Source organism: Enterobacter sp. R-25, assembly GCF_049913205.1.
In the GTDB taxonomy this organism is placed as follows: domain Bacteria; phylum Pseudomonadota; class Gammaproteobacteria; order Enterobacterales; family Enterobacteriaceae; genus Enterobacter; species Enterobacter ludwigii.
The window spans coordinates 1,852,818-1,868,785 of record NZ_CP183982.1 but is presented as its reverse complement, the minus strand read 5'-3'; the positions used below and the strand labels follow the sequence as shown (position 1 = coordinate 1,868,785).

The window sequence follows — 15,968 nt, the reverse complement described above, 5'->3', positions numbered from 1 at the left end:
TTCCTTAAGAGAAAAATGCTCATTTATGACCTGTATAAGGCGATCGCCTGGCAAACTCTGCGCTGCTTAAAGCAATGTGAAAAGTTTAGTTAAGATTTATCTTAAAAAACTGGTACTTCCGCATGAGTTACTCTGACTGAATAAGATAAACCTCCGTTATTATCAGGCTTGTGCCTTGCCCTGGCTGTGTTAAGATTTGTGAAATCAGGGAGCGGACGGGACCACTGGAAAATGAAAAAGATCATTGCCGTTGCTATCATTTCAACGTTGCTGGTCGCCCTCTCTCTCTACGCGGTTAATGCGGTTATCGTAGCCCAGCAAAAGAGCAAACAGCTCGAGGTTTCCCATTCCCTTTTGCAATATTCAGAAGGCCTCTCTCAAAGTGTGGCGCAGGCGCTCAAAAGCATTACTACACAGGGTTGTGATAAAACCAGTCTCGATAGTTACAGGCAGATAAAGTTAGATAGCCTCTATTTCGGGGATATCGGCTTTATTGAAAAGGGGAAAATAGCCTGTACTGCTTTTTGGGGTAAACTCGCCACTCCCGTTGCCCTTCCTGCAGAGCTGCATAAAACGCCACGGGGTTTTCTTCTGGCACAGTTTTCCAGAAAAGATTTTTTTACAGGCAATGCGGCAATTTATAATAACGTGATTATATTCACCTCCCGCTATGCTTACGATAAGTTCACGCCGATTACGGCGAACTATTCACTGAGTACAACGACCAAAGATTTCGGCAGAACATTTTTCTCAGCCTCCCCGGTGATAAAAGAACAGAGCTGGCTGCATTCGAATCTTTTTACCTTAACCCTGACGCAGTGCAGCGCCGTATGGGATTTGTGTGTGATCGTGAAGCATCACAACGCAGGGCTGGCTTCGTTGTCGCTGGTGGTGTTTACCCTTCTCACGGCAATTCTGGCTTTCATCTGGATAGCGATCACGCTGTTTTTCTTCCGCATCTATGAAGATCGGTTCTCACTGGAGCGCACGCTGGTTAACGCGGTAAAAGCCAATACCATCAGCGTTAACTACCAGCCCATTATTCGAATCCAGGATAAAAAAATGGTGGGCGTTGAAGTTCTGTCGAGATGGCGCGATAACAATCATGGAGAGGTATCGCCTGAGCTCTTTATTCCCTTAATTAAGAAAATTGGCCTGTATCAAAAGTATTATATCAATATCATCGAAAAATCCCTGGCAGAAATCGCCTCGCTGGCGATTAAACATCAGCTGGTGATTTCATTAAACATTGGTCGAACCGAGATTGAAGACGGGCAATTCATTAAGATTCTGTGTCGTGAGTGTTTAGTGAATAGCATTCCACTCTCCTTGATAAAAGTTGAACTCTCTGAAAAGGCGGTCTCCACTGCGGATGTTCTCGAAGGGTTTTGTCAGGCGTTAAAATCACTGGGTGTGAGAATATCAATTGACGATTTTGGAGTGCAAAACTCTAACCTCGCCCGCATATCGCTTCTGGAATACGATGAGATCAAAATAGATAAATCGCTGGTAGATGGTATTAATGAGCATTATAAACAGAATATATTCGTCATCTTTAGTGACGCCCTCGCCAGACTGAATAAAACGCTCGTCTTTGAAGGTGTGGAAAGCGAAACGCAGTATCGCTTTATCGCAGATCGGTATCCTGATGCCCTGATTCAGGGATGGTATTTCTCTAAATCACTGACCATTGATGAACTGACGCAGCAACTTAACAACGATAAGCAAAAACCAGCGCGTTAGCATGTCAACATTGACGACGTGACGGCTCTGCATAACGTCCAGTTATAATTCACGACGTTGAGTTTTAGCTCTCCGCAAACCTCACCGTAACGCTGCATGCGGCGCTCACGGAAAAACGCCCTCAGCGATTCAGGCAGACAGTCTGCCTGGTAGCGTAACAGCGTAGTGTGCCAGAACGGCGCTGGCAAAGGGGTATTGCCATGGCGTAAGCGCAACGCCTCTTGCCAGTCCGTGGTTAACAGACATTCACAAAACGCCTGCCGCTGCCTCAAGGCAAGTGTATCGGGTATGCCTGCAAGCAAGAGCTGGTTGGGCAATGCCACCAGCCTGAGTTCCCGAACCGTGATACCCAGACCGGCGAAAGGGGTCCATGCGTCGATAAGCTGATGCGTCTTCGCCGGTAACGGTGCATTCTCGTCGTAGAGAGGGAGCGTTATGGGTACGAAGGTGAAATGGAAGCCGGATGGCGGCTGGAGGTCTACTAACGAGTCGTGGCGGGTCAACGCCCGCAGTTCCCGAAACAACATGTCGACAGACGCGGCCATTTCCGGCTGGAAACCTGTCGCCAGTGCGAGCTTTTGCGTAGCATAAAACGGCTCCCTTACCGCTCCGATACCGTCCCGCTTTTCCCAGAGCGCCAGCGTCTTCGCGTTGGTGTCGTGGTAATGTTTTTCCAGATCAGACGTTTCCATTTCTTTCCTAAAAACATATAGTCGTCACATTCAGACCGTAGATTACCCTGAAGCACACTCTCATTTGGTTAAAACGTGAAAAATTCCCTGTTGTTTCCGCTGGTACTCTTTTTCCTGATCGTTATTTTCGCCCTGCTCATCGGTAAACCCTCAACGCACATCCCGGATAAAAAATGCATGTGGTCCGATAGCGTGATGCTGAGCTGTTTAGCAAAGCATCAGCACAACGGTTTTTGAGGCGGACTATTCATTTCCCCACTGATTGAGGAAGTTCGCAATATCATCAATGCGCGCGCTACGGATGCCGGCTTCACTGGCCATCTCTTGCTGGGCTTCCTCGCTGATCTCTTCATTGTTCGATAAACGGGTGAGCAGCAACTGGAAATAACAGGCAAGAGGATCGCGCTCTGCCTCACTTACCGGCTCCGCGGCTTCCGACGCGTATTCATCGACGATGTCATAATATTTAAGTGGAATTTCATTGTGCATAAACAGTTTCTTCTCTGACCTTTAAGGGTAATGCCTGAGTATATCGGACGGCACTCTTAGACCAAAGCCTTGTTAATCAACGCAACCACAATGCAATCAATGCAGCCAGCGCCGGTAAAGCCTGAACATAGAGTATTTTTCGGCTGGCGGTCATGGCACCGTAAATGCCCGCAATCAACACGCAGGTCAAAAAGAAGAAGACCACAGGAACACCGCTTTCACCAAGCCACAGTCCCCAGAGCAGTCCCGCTGCCAGAAAACCGTTATACAACCCCTGATTTGCCGCCAGCACACGGGTATCGCGTGCAAAATCAGGGCTGAGATTAAATGCCTTGTGGCCTGTTTTTGTGTTCCACAGGAACATTTCCAGCACAAGTATGTAGAGATGAATTAATGCAACAATAGCGACAAGGATCGTAGCTAACATCTTACAGTCTCCCGCAGGCAGAGGAAAAAACGGGGACCTTCTGGCCCCCGTTCACGTTTAACCCAGAATCTGGATGACATATTCGCGATGATCGCGTCGCCAGACTCTGAACATTTTAGCATCTTCTATAGCGTTAACGATCGGGCCAGCGACTTCAACCATTTTATATGGTGCATCAACGTGACACCGGAACGAACGTTAACTCAGAACGCTGCCGTTCCATACATCTCCGAGATTTATTACCCGGTCATTATTGTATGCACCAGAGGCATTCAGGTTTTTCAGCGGGCTCCAGTCATTGTTCCAGGGGATAAACATGGTTGCTTTAGGGTATTTCTGAAGAATAATACTCACTAAATTTGCATAATCAAACTGGCCGTTAATTGTTGATGGCCCCACTTCTGCAAAGGCAAACGGCTTATTCAATGCCACCATTTCATCGTAACCGTTTACAGTGGCAGGATTGTCTGTATACAAGTCCAGGCCAGTAATATCAACATACTCTGCGCCAGGGTAATAAGATGTCTTATAATCCCGGTTTGCATCAGGAGAGAAGACCCAGAGTAAATTGTTTAACCCTTTCGTTTTAACGAAATAGTTAAAGATATCCTGATACAGGCGTCGATACAGATCCATACGTACAGTATCGTTTGTATTCTCACCGGTTGCCCCCCACCAGAACCACTCGCCATTCATCTCATGCAAGGGTCGATAAAAGACGGTGACACCTTTCTCATTCAGTTGCTGTAGGCCCTGAGCGACTTTATCAAGCATTGCCAGCCAGCGCCCACGCGACGGCGTTCCAGACTGTAAGATTGCAGAAAATTCATCATTACTCACAGGATGCTTGAGAGCCCCCTTTCCATCACCAGGATTATTCCCCGCAAAACAAGGGTTTGGTAAATGGTGGCTGATCGCGACCAGTCCGCCTTTTTTCCAGTGGTCGATCAGATCGGTATTACAACCAAAATCGATCAAACTGGCTTCCTCTCCAGGGGTACAGGCATCCCAGCCACGGGCATAGTCAGCGCTATAAATAGCGGGGAATTTCCCGGTCAGGGCCTGCAGGTCTTTTCCTTGTTGCAGGGAAAAAGCATCGACGCCGCCGATATTGCTATAGCCACCAAAAATACCCGAAATGAGCTTTTTACCCTGTCGTTCGGACAGACCACTCAACCACTGATAAATCATTTTCGCATTATTATCTGCAGACTGATTTGCGGGTACTACAGTAAAAGTACTCATTTGTAGAATATCCTTACGTCTCGATTGGAAAATACATGGCAATCAATGACCATGCGTGTTTGCTATGTACACAATAAAACCGACATTACCCGGCTTTATTTTTTCGTACAGTTTGTCTGGCTTTTCCCACTACCGCGGACAGTGCCAGCGCAGCAATACCGTTTGATTAAACAACTTGCTGCGACAGGGATATTTATATCAGCCGCCTGCTTAAAATGATGCTAATTCACGTTGTGCTATCTCCCGTAATACGAGTGATATTCCGCACACCAGAAAGTTATGCTGACAAGAGAATTAATGAGAGTTTCACCGTAATCGCGTCGTACCCGATAAGTCAGATCAGGCATTCATGAGCGCGGTACCGGGTGAGGCCGGACACCATAACAATGAATTTAGTGAGACGTGGAATTAAGATATTCAAGAAATTTTGGGGTATACATCGCCGAATCAGACGGCGAAAGCGCATGATGGCCCGGTAAAGCGTGGACGGTAAATGCTATTTAAGTGAGGGTTTTGATAACCTTACGAAATAGGATAATAAAAAACGGGACCCCATCGGCTCCCGTTCTTGTTTAACCCAGACTCTGGATTACATGTTCGCGATAATCGCGTCGCCAAACTCTGAACATTTCAGCAGCTTAGCGCCTTCCATCAGACGTTCGAAATCGTACGTTACGGTTTTGGCGTTAATCGCGCCTTCCATACCTTTAACGATCAGGTCTGCGGCTTCGAACCATTCCATATGACGCAGCATCATTTCTGCAGACAGGATGATAGAACCTGGGTTCACTTTATCCTGGCCGGCATATTTTGGTGCCGTACCGTGGGTCGCTTCGAACAGTGCGCACTCGTCACCGATGTTCGCACCAGGGGCGATACCAATACCGCCAACCTGCGCCGCCAGGGCGTCGGAGATGTAGTCACCGTTCAGGTTCATACAGGCGATAACGTCATATTCAGCAGGACGCAGCAGGATCTGCTGCAGGAACGCATCGGCGATCACATCTTTAATGATGATCTCTTTGCCGGTGTTCGGGTTCTTGATCTTCTGCCATGGACCACCGTCAATCAGCTCACCACCGAACTCTTCCATCGCCAGCTGGTAGCCCCAGTCTTTGAATGCGCCTTCGGTGAACTTCATGATGTTGCCTTTGTGAACCAGCGTCACAGAGTCACGGTCGTTGGTGATCGCGTATTCAATAGCCGCACGCACCAGACGTTTAGTCCCTTCTTCGGAGCAAGGCTTGATACCGATACCGCAATGTTCAGGGAAGCGAATTTTCTTCACGCCCATCTCTTCGCGCAGGAATTTAATCACTTTCTCTGCGTCAGCAGAGTCTGCTTTCCACTCGATGCCCGCGTAGATGTCTTCTGAGTTTTCGCGGAAGATAACCATGTCGGTCAGTTCAGGGTGCTTAACCGGGCTTGGGGTGCCCTGATAGTAACGAACCGGACGCAGACACACGTACAGATCCAGCTCCTGACGCAGCGCAACGTTCAGGGAACGAATACCGCCACCGACTGGAGTTGTCAGAGGGCCTTTAATAGCAACGCGGTAGTCGCGGATCAGGTCCAGCGTTTCAGCTGGCAGCCAAACGTCCTGGCCATAAACTTGAGTAGATTTTTCACCGGTGTAAATTTCCATCCAGGAAATTTTACGCTCGCCTTTGTAGGCTTTCTCAACAGCGGCATCAACCACTTTCAGCATTGCCGGGGTAACGTCTACACCGATACCGTCACCTTCGATGAACGGGATAATCGGATTGTGAGGAACGTTAATCTTGCCGTTTTGCAGGGTGATCTTTTTACCTTCCGCCGGAACAACTACTTTGCTTTCCATTAACCTCTCCTTCGAGCGCTTCTGGTTGTTACTGATCTTATGTTAATAAATTGTAATGAGCCCTTCGATAGTACCTGATTGTCCGACGCCATGAAAGGTCTTCGTTAATAGGCTATAATGCGGCAATTGATAACGTCTGAAAATACCATGAAGAAAACTTCTTTTACAAAACACCGGGTTGAGCGATTCAGCTCACGACAAGCCGCCAGAAGACCACAAGAATCCCAGCCAAAGCGGGTGATTTTGTTCAATAAACCCTACGATGTTTTGCCGCAGTTTACTGACGAAGCCGGACGCAGCACGCTGAAGGATTACATTCCTGTTCAGGGCGTCTACGCCGCTGGCCGTCTGGACCGGGATAGCGAAGGACTTCTGGTCTTAACCAACGATGGTGCCTTACAGGCCAGGCTCACTCAGCCGGGCAAACGCACGGGAAAGATTTACTTCGTCCAGGTTGAAGGTGAACCGGATGATGAGACGCTGGCGACATTACGCCGCGGCGTGACGTTAAACGATGGTCCTACCTTGCCTGCAGGTATTGAGCTCGTCAGCGAGCCGGAATGGCTGTGGCCACGCACGCCGCCTATCCGCGAGCGCAAATCCATCCCGACGAGCTGGCTCAAGATCACCCTTTATGAAGGCCGTAATCGCCAGGTTCGCCGGATGACCGCACACGTGGGCTTCCCTACCCTGCGACTTATTCGCTACGCCATGGGCAACTTCACCCTGGATTCACTGGCAAACGGTGAATGGCGGGACGTTACCCCTTAAGGAGTCACTATGTTTAAACCGCATGTCACGGTCGCCTGCGTGGTTCACGCGCAGGGTAAGTTTCTGGTCGTAGAAGAGAGTATTAACGGCAAGGCGCTGTGGAACCAGCCTGCCGGGCACCTAGAAGCCAATGAAACCTTACTGCAGGCCGCTAAACGCGAACTGTGGGAAGAGACCGGTATCCACGCGGAGCCGCAGCACTTCATCCGTATGCACCAGTGGATTGCCCCTGATCACACCCCGTTCCTGCGCTTTTTATTTGCCGTCGAGCTTAGCGAAACGTGCGCCACAGAGCCGCAGGACGATGATATCGATCGCTGCCTGTGGGTCACTGCCGAAGAGATCCTGAACGCGCCAAACCTGCGCTCGCCGCTGGTTGCCGAGAGTATCCGCTGCTGGCAGTCTGCTGGTCGCCTGCCGCTTGAGGTGATTGGAGAATTTAACTGGCCGTTTACAGAGGGTGCCAATGGTGGGGGGGCGTGATAGAATACGCCGCCTTGAAGTTCAATGTCGTGAGTATTCCATGTCAGATAACAGCCAGAAAAAAGTGATCGTCGGCATGTCCGGCGGTGTCGATTCCTCCGTTTCCGCCTACCTGTTGCAACAACAGGGCTATAAGGTGGAGGGCCTGTTCATGAAGAACTGGGAGGAAGATGATGGCGAGGAATATTGCACTGCTGCTGCGGATCTCGCCGATGCGCAGGCGGTGTGCGATAAGCTGGGCATTGAACTGCACACCGTTAACTTTGCCGCAGAATACTGGGACAACGTCTTCGAGCTTTTCCTGGAAGAGTACAAAGCCGGTCGTACCCCGAACCCGGACATTCTGTGCAACAAAGAGATCAAATTTAAAGCCTTCCTGGAATTCGCCGCAGAAGATCTGGGCGCAGACTATATTGCGACCGGGCACTACGTGCGTCGTGCCGATGTGAATGGCAAAAGCCAGCTGCTGCGCGGTCTGGATGGCAACAAAGATCAAAGCTACTTCCTTTATACACTCAGCCACGAACAGATTGCGCAAAGCCTGTTCCCGGTAGGCGAGCTTGAAAAGCCGCAGGTGCGTAAAATCGCCGAAGAGCTGGATCTGATCACTGCTAAGAAAAAAGACTCTACCGGTATCTGTTTTATCGGCGAGCGTAAATTCCGCGACTTCCTTGGTCGTTACCTGCCGGCACAGCCGGGCAAAATCGTTACCGTCGACGGTGATGAGATTGGTCAACATCAGGGGCTGATGTACCACACGCTGGGCCAGCGTAAAGGGCTGGGTATTGGCGGCACCAAAGAAGGCAGCGAAGATCCGTGGTATGTCGTAGATAAAGATGTCGAAAACAATATTCTGGTTGTTGCTCAGGGCCACGACCATCCGCGTCTGATGTCCGTCGGCCTCATCGCACAACAGCTGCACTGGGTCGATCGTGAGCCGCTGAAGGGTACGCTGCGCTGTACGGTAAAAACACGCTATCGCCAGACCGATATCCCTTGTACCGTCACCGCGCTGGATGATGAACGCATTGATGTGCGTTTCGACGAGCCGGTTGCGGCGGTCACCCCAGGCCAGTCCGCCGTATTCTACAGCGGCGAAATCTGTCTGGGCGGCGGGATCATTGAACAGCGCCTGCCGCTGCCGGCCGTTTAACACGATTGCACACATAAAGGAGAACGTGTGGCGAAGAACTATTATGACATCACCCTGGCACTGGCTGGAATTTGCCAGTCTGCCCGTCTGGTGCAACAGCTGGCGCATCAGGGTCATTGCGATGCTGACGCGCTGCACGTTTCACTCAACAGCGTTATCGACCTCAACCCCGGTTCGACTCTGGGTGTCTTCGGTGGGAGTGAAACCAATCTTCGTCTCGGTCTTGAAACTTTGCTTGGCGTGCTTAACGCCAGTAGCCGTCAGGGGTTGAACGCGGAGCTGACCCGCTACACGTTAAGCCTGATGGTACTGGAGCGTAAGCTCAGTGCGGCCAAAGGTGCGCTTGATACGCTCGGTGACCGCATTGCCGGGCTGCAGCGCCAGCTCGACCATTTTGATCTGCAGTCCGAAACGCTGCTCAGTGCCATGGCCGGCATTTATGTTGACGTCATCAGCCCGCTGGGCCCACGTATTCAGGTCACCGGCTCTCCTGCCGTGCTGCAAAGCCCGCAGGTTCAGGCAAAAGTCCGCGCCTCCCTGCTGGCGGGTATTCGTGCCGCCGTGCTGTGGCATCAGGTTGGCGGTGGCCGCCTGCAGTTAATGTTTTCTCGTAATCGCCTGACGACTCAGGCAAAACAAATTCTTGCTCATTGTTAACCTCCCGGAGTTGCGAATTATGGAATTATCCTCACTGACCGCCGTATCCCCTGTAGATGGACGCTACGGCGATAAAGTCAGCGCGCTGCGCGGGATCTTCAGCGAATATGGTTTGCTGAAGTTCCGTGTTCAGGTTGAAGTACGCTGGCTGCAAAAGCTGGCCGCCCAGGCAGCAATCAAGGAAGTTCCTGCTTTTGACGCCCAGGCAAACGATTACCTCGATAAAATCGTTGCTGACTTCAACGAAGACGATGCTGCGCGCATTAAAACTATTGAGCGCACCACCAACCATGACGTAAAAGCGGTTGAGTATTTCCTGAAAGAGAAAGTGGCAAGCGTGCCTGCTCTGCATGCCGTGTCTGAATTCATTCACTTCGCCTGTACCTCAGAAGACATTAATAATCTGTCTCATGCGCTGATGCTCTCCACCGCGCGTAAAGAAGTGGTGCTGCCTTACTGGCGTAAAATCATCGACGCGGTAAAAGCACTGTCTGTCGAATATCGTGATATTCCGCTGCTGTCCCGAACCCACGGTCAGCCGGCCACTCCCTCCACGATGGGTAAAGAGATGGCAAACGTGGCGTACCGTATGGAACGTCAGTATCGTCAGCTGGAGCAGGTCGAGATTCTGGGTAAAATCAACGGTGCGGTAGGTAACTACAACGCCCACATCGCCGCCTACCCGGAAGTGGACTGGCATCAGTTCAGCGAAGCGTTCGTGACCTCTCTGGGCATTCAGTGGAACCCGTACACCACCCAGATTGAGCCGCACGACTATATCGCGGAACTGTTTGACTGTATCGCTCGCTTCAACACCATTCTGATCGATTTCGATCGTGACGTGTGGGGTTACATCGCGCTGAACCACTTCAAACAGAAGACCATCGCCGGTGAAATTGGCTCCTCAACCATGCCGCACAAAGTCAACCCAATCGACTTCGAAAACTCCGAAGGCAACCTGGGTCTGGCGAATGCGGTGCTGCAGCACATGGCGAGCAAACTGCCGGTTTCCCGCTGGCAGCGCGACCTGACTGACTCCACCGTGCTGCGTAACCTGGGCGTGGGTATTGGCTACGCGCTGATCGCGTATCAGTCCACCCTGAAAGGTGTAAGCAAACTGGAAGTGAACCGCGACCGTCTGCTGGACGAGCTGGATCACAACTGGGAAGTGCTGGCAGAACCCATTCAGACCGTCATGCGTCGTTATGGCATTGAAAAACCGTACGAGAAACTGAAAGAGCTGACGCGCGGCAAACGCGTAGACGCCGAAGGCATGAAACAGTTTATCGACAGTCTGGAACTGCCGGAAGACGAGAAAACCCGCCTGAAAGCGATGACCCCGGCAAACTATATCGGCCGTGCCATCACCATGGTTGACGAGCTGAAGTAACCTCCCTTCCCCCTTTCCGCCTGGAAAGGGGGCTGCTTTTCCCCGGTTTACTTAATGTTTATCCCCACAACAACATAATCAGCGTTAGACTGCATGGCAAAAAACACAACTATCGCCAAAACAATTACTTAGTTAATAATCAGTAACTTACATCAATTACATCGCGGACATTATCGGACATTAATGGTCATTTCATCGCCCCAAATCATGCCCCCAGCACGATTTTGCCCCCAAATTTGCCCCCAAAATTCACGCTTTTGCGTAGCTCCTTCCAGTTTCAAAACGTAACGCTTCACGCGCCTCTTCCCGATCACCATAATCGACACGAATCCGTTTGTAAGACTTAAACAGCGCGCTGCTTTTTCTCCCTGCCCTATACTTTCAGTCTGACATCCGACTGGAGGTTTCTATGTGTGGACGTTTTGCACAAGCCCAAACCCGTGAAGAATATCTGGCCTACCTGGCCGATGAAGCCGATCGCGACATTGCATACGACCCTGAGCCAATTGGACGTTACAATGTGGCGCCCGGAACCAAAGTCCTTCTGCTGAGCGAACGCGATGAGCAACTACATCTCGATCCTGTTTTCTGGGGTTACGCGCCTGGGTGGTGGGATAAACCGCCACTGATTAACGCTCGAGTCGAAACGGCGGCCACAAGCAGAATGTTCAAACCACTCTGGCAGCATGGCCGGGCGATCTGTTTTGCGGATGGATGGTTTGAGTGGAAAAAAGAAGATGATAAGAAACAGCCCTACTTCATTCATAGGGCTGATGGCCAGCCTATATTCATGGCAGCGATAGGCAGCACGCCATTTGAAAGAGGTGATGAAGCGGAAGGCTTTCTGATAGTGACCTCAGCAGCTGATAAAGGCCTGGTCGATATTCACGACCGCAGGCCATTGGTTTTGTCGCCGGAAGCAGCACGCGAATGGATGCGCCAGGATATAGGCGGGAAAGAAGCTGAAGAGATTACTGCGGATGGAGCTGTTCCCACTGACAAGTTTATTTGGCATGCTGTGTCACGAGCCGTTGGGAATGTTAAGAATCAAGGAATAAAATTGATCCAGGATGTTTCTGCAGACAACTAGTTTCTGTGACAACAGGCTTTTGCCGTACAATAGATGAACAGACATTAAGGTAAAATTCTTTTGAGCTGTCTAAAACGGAAAGTTAGAGGGAGAATGAGATTTGTGTGAGAGAAATGTTTTTATGTTGATGTTTTTCTGGTAAATTAATATTCATGTTCACTCACTCTCACTTGGAAAAATGAAATTTTTAGACGATATATTTACATCAATAGCAGGAAATGCTAAGACTAAAGTAAATGATCCATTTATTGGTACTTTTTTTTGCTCATGGATAATTTGTAATTGGAAAGAACTATCTCTACTCTTTTGGGGGGATGGTAAAGTTTCAGAGCGAATCGATGTTTTTTATAGTTATTTATCTGACACACCAATTTTAGGATGGAATAAACTTTTCCTAATTCCATTCACAATTGCTGCATTTTACTTGTTCCTTTTCCCATGGTTTTCATTCATTATTAACTTCCTACAACACTGGGCAAATGAAAGTCTTCATAAGCAAGCAGTCGATATCGAGTTAATTAAAATAAACCATCAAAAAAACCTAAACAAAGAGAAATTAAAGTCCAATCCTAACAAACAATTCTTAGAACAATTAGTTCAGCAAGATATAAATAAAAAAGATATTATACTTAGTCATTTGAAGGAGCGTTCCTCTCGATTAGAACAAAAAGCCTTGGAGGCAAAATCCAAACTAAAAGAACAGGAAGCATTAACACAAGAAGCACAAAATAAAGAGAACATATCAAAACTTGATTTGGAGAAAAAAAGAAAGCAAACAGATTTAGAAAGATTGAGATTTGAAAACGACAGTGCCAAAGCAAGGGCTACACATGCATCGAACAGATTCCCATCTGCGTATTACCTTATACGAGAAATTGATAAAAGCTTAAGGCAGGATAATATATGCATTTCCCTTAATGCTTTAAGCTTAATTGTCGCATCTCTATTTGGTTATGAAGATTTCGAATCCTTATTGAATGACAAGAATTTCAACAATGAAACTTTAGGAAAAGTAAAGTATGTTTATATTGATGATGAATTGGCAAAGAGGCTCGAACTAATAGTTGAAGAAGAGAATTCTGACAATGAAGATTTCACGGCTGATTATGTTTTTGAACATCTCGAGAGTTTATTCGACGGAATACCATTTAAACTTATTTCTGGTGACCTGCTTGCTGAAGAGTGTAAGGATGAGTTTGAAAGGCAGCCATTTAATATTTTCGATGGAGAGGGTGTTTCAGGTGCCATTGCGATGTCGAATACAATTTTTGAGACTGTCGAAGATGTAAACTTGGAGAGTTATAATTTCAATGAAGGTTTCCAAGCAGAATTATCAGCTGTTGCAAGTGGCGAATATCGTAACGAAGCTGGAGTTCCAGGGCGGACTATGAGTGTTTCAATAACTATGCAATGTGATGTCTTAGTTGGAAAATTCGGTCTTGGTGATATCGAAGAAGGCATAATAAACGGTACATTGGATGATTTTGAATAGTTTATTTACCCCCTGCTAAGACTGAGATCAGTCGAAGGGTTCAATGAAGGTCATCGAACCCTAATGAGATCTGAAAACCTTGTAGTGTACCGCGGAGAAAGCATCTCACGCTTCATCTGCCACTGCTGCTGAATGCCCTGCCCGGCAAAGTAGAGCGTTCCTTTTCCGTCTTTCGCGTTCAGGTGATCGAGCACTTCCATCAACCTTTCGCTACCGGCCCGCGCCGCATTCTCATCGAATAAGTTGAGCTGGGCCACTCCCTGGCTGAAGAAGTCACCCAGCATAATTCCGGCTTTCTGGTACCTGTGACCATCCTTCCAGATTTTGTCCAGGCACTTTACCGCGGCGTTGATAATGTCGCGGGAATCCTGAGTAGGAGTAAGAAGCTTAATTGATGCACTGTTACCGTAGTATGGCTCGTTAAGTGCAAAGGGAGAGGTTTTCACGAATGCAGAAATAAAGCGGCAATACTGGTGCTCGCCGCGAAGTTTTTCGGCGCCACGCGCTGCATAACTGCAGATAGCCTGGCGCATCTGTTCGTACTCGGTGACGCGTTCGCCAAATGACCGACTGCAGACGATTTCCTGCTTTGCCGGCGCAAACTCTTCCAGCTCAAGACAAGGCTCGCCGCGCAACTCACGAACGGTTCGCTCCAGCACAACATTGAAATGTTTGCGAATAATCCATGTGCTTTGTTCTGAGAGATCCAAAGCCGTTTTAATGCCCATAGCGTTAAGCTTCTTGCTGATGCGCCTGCCGACGCCCCATACGTCCTCAACGGGTACTAGGGCAAGGAGTCGGCGCTGGCGATCGATATTGGACAAATCAACCACCCCGCCAGTCTGGCGCTGCCATTTCTTAGCGGCGTGGTTTGCCAGCTTTGCCAGTGTTTTGGTCTGAGCAATGCCAACCCCGACGGTGAGATGCGTCCGCTTCAGAACCGTAGCGCGGATCTCCTTGCCGAACTCGGTCAGGTCCCGGCAGTTTCTCACTCCAGTAAGATCACAAAAAGCTTCATCGATACTGTAAATTTCGACGCGGGGGCTCATTTCTTCCAGTGTCGTCATTACCCGGTTCGACATGTCAGCGTAAAACTCGTAATTGCTGCTGAAGCAAACAACGCCAGCGCGCCGGAAGAGCTCCTTTTGCTTGAAGAATGGCTCCCCCATTGTGATTCCGACCGCTTTCGCTTCTGCGCTGCGTGCGATTACACAGCCATCGTTATTTGAGAGAACGACAACCGGCCTCCCTCTCAGGTCCGGCCTGAATACAGTCTCGCATGATGCGTAGAACGAATTCACATCACAGAGGGCAAACATATTCAGCTCGCAGATTTAACGATGAAAGTAACAACGCCAAACACGTCCAGCGTGTCTTCACTGCCAACAACAATTGGACTGTAGGCGCTGTTCATAGGATTGAGTTGTACGGTCGGGCGCAGTTGCAGACGTTTAACAGTGAACTCCCCTTCCACAGCGGCGATGACAATGTCACCATGCTCAGCAGTCCTGGAGCTGTCCACCACCAGCAGATCGCCGTCGCTAATCCCGGCTTCGATCATTGAGTCGCCGGCCGCCTTAACGAAATATGTCGAGCTAGGGTGGGAAACCAGTAACTCATTGAGATCGATACGCTGTTCAACGTAATCAGCCGCTGGGCTTGGGAAACCACACTGTACTAAGTCACTGAAAAGCGGGAGAGCAATAATTTCTCGCAGTTCTGTAGGCCTGATGAACTCCATAATGCACACCTCAAACACTGTTTTTATATACAGTAGTTTTATTTGAGTATGCACGCAAGACACAGGGTCTGTCATGGCTGATTAAAGCTTCGCCGTTTCGTTTCTAAGTTTCTATGTCGCTTCGGATTATGAGTTTTGTAAATTTTAAGGCCGCAATTCTATGTGAGCAGATTTAAGCCGACTTTGAAGCGGGAAATTTTTTATAAAGCGTGCATACGGCAACGTCATAAATTATCGCTACCTGCTTCCTGTCCATGCCGTTTGCAATCAGTCGGCCCGCCTGGTCCCATTGTTCTTGCGCAAGCTTCGGACGCCTGCCGCCGATTCGCCCTTTCTCACGTGCTGCAGCCAGACCTGCCCGGGTGCGCTCAACAATCAACTCCCTCTCCATTTCCGCCAGGGCTGACATGATATGAAAGATGAAGCGCCCCATCGGGCTGGATGTATCGATACTGTCCGTGAGGCTCTTAAAGTGGATACCGCGCTGCCGAAGCTCGTCCACCAGCAGAACCAGATTACGCATGCTGCGCCCAAGGCGATCCAGCTTCCAAACAACCAGCGTGTCGCCCTCACCCAGCGTTCGCAGAAGCTTTTTCAGTTCTGGCCGGTTCGCCACTGTTCCGCTCATTTTTTCTTCGAAAATCTGTTCACATCCTGCACGTTCGAGAGCTTGTCGCTGGAGATCCGTATTTTGGTCATTTGTTGACACCCTTACATAGCCGATTTGCATATTTTTCACCCACTCATTCCTGCAA

Annotated in this window: 16 protein-coding genes; 8 read left to right on the top strand and 8 right to left on the bottom strand. The window is 49.2% G+C overall.

Annotation, left to right across the window (positions count from 1 at the left end; genetic code table 11):
• The first annotated feature begins 231 nt into the window (after positions 1-231).
• Complete coding sequence (locus ACN9MQ_RS08905; RefSeq protein ID WP_025204430.1) at positions 232-1,743, top strand: EAL domain-containing protein; 1,512 nt, start codon at positions 232-234, stop codon at positions 1,741-1,743.
• On the opposite strand, the gene ACN9MQ_RS08900 is transcribed toward ACN9MQ_RS08905, so the two are convergent.
• The 5 genes from ACN9MQ_RS08900 to icd all read right to left on the bottom strand — a co-directional run bounded on the left by ACN9MQ_RS08900 (position 1,740) and on the right by icd (position 6,436).
• A complete protein-coding gene (locus ACN9MQ_RS08900) occupies positions 1,740-2,435 on the bottom strand; it encodes a hypothetical protein (RefSeq protein ID WP_032677945.1) in 696 nt (231 codons plus the stop codon). The genes ACN9MQ_RS08905 and ACN9MQ_RS08900 overlap by 4 nt on opposite strands.
• A gap of 243 nt (positions 2,436-2,678) precedes the next feature.
• A complete protein-coding gene (locus ACN9MQ_RS08895; RefSeq protein ID WP_014169620.1) occupies positions 2,679-2,924 on the bottom strand; it encodes a YmjA family protein in 246 nt (81 codons plus the stop codon).
• Positions 2,925-3,000: 76 nt separating this feature from the next.
• Positions 3,001-3,351, bottom strand: coding sequence for a DUF1304 domain-containing protein (locus ACN9MQ_RS08890; protein WP_020884453.1), 351 nt, complete (start codon positions 3,349-3,351; stop codon positions 3,001-3,003).
• A 198-nt stretch (positions 3,352-3,549) separates the two neighbouring features.
• A complete protein-coding gene (locus tag ACN9MQ_RS08885) occupies positions 3,550-4,596 on the bottom strand; it encodes a glycosyl hydrolase (protein ID WP_426021427.1) in 1,047 nt (348 codons plus the stop codon).
• Between the two features lie 589 nt (positions 4,597-5,185).
• Positions 5,186-6,436, bottom strand: coding sequence for an NADP-dependent isocitrate dehydrogenase (icd, locus tag ACN9MQ_RS08880; RefSeq protein ID WP_014169617.1), 1,251 nt, complete (start codon positions 6,434-6,436; stop codon positions 5,186-5,188).
• 117 nt (positions 6,437-6,553) lie between these two features.
• On the opposite strand from icd, the gene rluE reads away from it, so the two are divergent.
• The 7 genes from rluE to ACN9MQ_RS08845 all read left to right on the top strand — a co-directional run bounded on the left by rluE (position 6,554) and on the right by ACN9MQ_RS08845 (position 13,472).
• The gene (gene rluE / locus ACN9MQ_RS08875) at positions 6,554-7,207 is read left to right on the top strand and encodes a 23S rRNA pseudouridine(2457) synthase RluE (RefSeq protein WP_020884455.1); all 654 of its coding nucleotides are present in this window, start codon (positions 6,554-6,556) and stop codon (positions 7,205-7,207) included.
• Between the two features lie 9 nt (positions 7,208-7,216).
• The gene (locus ACN9MQ_RS08870) at positions 7,217-7,690 is read left to right on the top strand and encodes an NUDIX hydrolase (protein ID WP_020884456.1); all 474 of its coding nucleotides are present in this window, start codon (positions 7,217-7,219) and stop codon (positions 7,688-7,690) included.
• 40 nt (positions 7,691-7,730) lie between these two features.
• Positions 7,731-8,843: a tRNA 2-thiouridine(34) synthase MnmA gene (mnmA, locus tag ACN9MQ_RS08865; protein WP_032670452.1), complete on the top strand. Its 1,113-nt coding sequence runs from the start codon at positions 7,731-7,733 to the stop codon at positions 8,841-8,843.
• A 27-nt stretch (positions 8,844-8,870) separates the two neighbouring features.
• The gene (gene hflD / locus ACN9MQ_RS08860) at positions 8,871-9,500 is read left to right on the top strand and encodes a high frequency lysogenization protein HflD (RefSeq protein WP_014169611.1); all 630 of its coding nucleotides are present in this window, start codon (positions 8,871-8,873) and stop codon (positions 9,498-9,500) included.
• A gap of 19 nt (positions 9,501-9,519) precedes the next feature.
• Positions 9,520-10,890, top strand: a complete 1,371-nt coding sequence (gene purB, locus ACN9MQ_RS08855) for an adenylosuccinate lyase (protein WP_047955424.1) — start codon at positions 9,520-9,522, stop codon at positions 10,888-10,890.
• Between the two features lie 409 nt (positions 10,891-11,299).
• A complete protein-coding gene (locus tag ACN9MQ_RS08850; RefSeq protein ID WP_426262719.1) occupies positions 11,300-11,980 on the top strand; it encodes an SOS response-associated peptidase in 681 nt (226 codons plus the stop codon).
• A gap of 178 nt (positions 11,981-12,158) precedes the next feature.
• Positions 12,159-13,472 (top strand): hypothetical protein, encoded by a 1,314-nt coding sequence (locus tag ACN9MQ_RS08845; protein WP_079230981.1) that lies wholly within the window; start codon positions 12,159-12,161, stop codon positions 13,470-13,472.
• Between the two features lie 50 nt (positions 13,473-13,522).
• Here the strand turns inward: ACN9MQ_RS08845 and ACN9MQ_RS08840 are convergent, their stop codons facing one another.
• From ACN9MQ_RS08840 to ACN9MQ_RS08830, 3 genes are all read right to left on the bottom strand, one after another.
• Positions 13,523-14,791, bottom strand: coding sequence for a Y-family DNA polymerase (locus tag ACN9MQ_RS08840; RefSeq protein WP_426262718.1), 1,269 nt, complete (start codon positions 14,789-14,791; stop codon positions 13,523-13,525).
• 2 nt (positions 14,792-14,793) lie between these two features.
• On the bottom strand, positions 14,794-15,213 hold the full coding sequence (locus ACN9MQ_RS08835) for a translesion error-prone DNA polymerase V autoproteolytic subunit (protein WP_041162658.1): 420 nt from the start codon (positions 15,211-15,213) through the stop codon (positions 14,794-14,796).
• A gap of 172 nt (positions 15,214-15,385) precedes the next feature.
• Complete coding sequence (locus ACN9MQ_RS08830) at positions 15,386-15,943, bottom strand: recombinase family protein (protein WP_079231998.1); 558 nt, start codon at positions 15,941-15,943, stop codon at positions 15,386-15,388.
• Positions 15,944-15,968 lie beyond the last annotated feature (25 nt).

Excerpts from the sequence above, each read along its gene's own strand:
- ACN9MQ_RS08905 (WP_025204430.1), top strand. The coding sequence starts at position 232 with ATGAAAAAGATCATTGCCGTTGCTATCATTTCAACGTTGCTGGTCGCC.
- ACN9MQ_RS08900 (WP_032677945.1), bottom strand. The coding sequence starts at position 2,435 with ATGGAAACGTCTGATCTGGAAAAACATTACCACGACACCAACGCGAAG.
- ACN9MQ_RS08890 (WP_020884453.1), bottom strand. The coding sequence starts at position 3,351 with ATGTTAGCTACGATCCTTGTCGCTATTGTTGCATTAATTCATCTCTAC.
- mnmA (WP_032670452.1), top strand. The coding sequence starts at position 7,731 with ATGTCAGATAACAGCCAGAAAAAAGTGATCGTCGGCATGTCCGGCGGT.
- ACN9MQ_RS08870 (WP_020884456.1), top strand. The coding sequence starts at position 7,217 with ATGTTTAAACCGCATGTCACGGTCGCCTGCGTGGTTCACGCGCAGGGT.
- rluE (WP_020884455.1), top strand. The coding sequence starts at position 6,554 with ATGCGGCAATTGATAACGTCTGAAAATACCATGAAGAAAACTTCTTTT.
- ACN9MQ_RS08895 (WP_014169620.1), bottom strand. The coding sequence starts at position 2,924 with ATGCACAATGAAATTCCACTTAAATATTATGACATCGTCGATGAATAC.
- ACN9MQ_RS08845 (WP_079230981.1), top strand. The coding sequence starts at position 12,159 with ATGAAATTTTTAGACGATATATTTACATCAATAGCAGGAAATGCTAAG.
- icd (WP_014169617.1), bottom strand. The coding sequence starts at position 6,436 with ATGGAAAGCAAAGTAGTTGTTCCGGCGGAAGGTAAAAAGATCACCCTG.
- ACN9MQ_RS08850 (WP_426262719.1), top strand. The coding sequence starts at position 11,300 with ATGTGTGGACGTTTTGCACAAGCCCAAACCCGTGAAGAATATCTGGCC.
- ACN9MQ_RS08835 (WP_041162658.1), bottom strand. The coding sequence starts at position 15,213 with ATGGAGTTCATCAGGCCTACAGAACTGCGAGAAATTATTGCTCTCCCG.
- ACN9MQ_RS08840 (WP_426262718.1), bottom strand. The coding sequence starts at position 14,791 with ATGTTTGCCCTCTGTGATGTGAATTCGTTCTACGCATCATGCGAGACT.
- ACN9MQ_RS08885 (WP_426021427.1), bottom strand. The coding sequence starts at position 4,596 with ATGAGTACTTTTACTGTAGTACCCGCAAATCAGTCTGCAGATAATAAT.
- ACN9MQ_RS08830 (WP_079231998.1), bottom strand. The coding sequence starts at position 15,943 with ATGCAAATCGGCTATGTAAGGGTGTCAACAAATGACCAAAATACGGAT.
- purB (WP_047955424.1), top strand. The coding sequence starts at position 9,520 with ATGGAATTATCCTCACTGACCGCCGTATCCCCTGTAGATGGACGCTAC.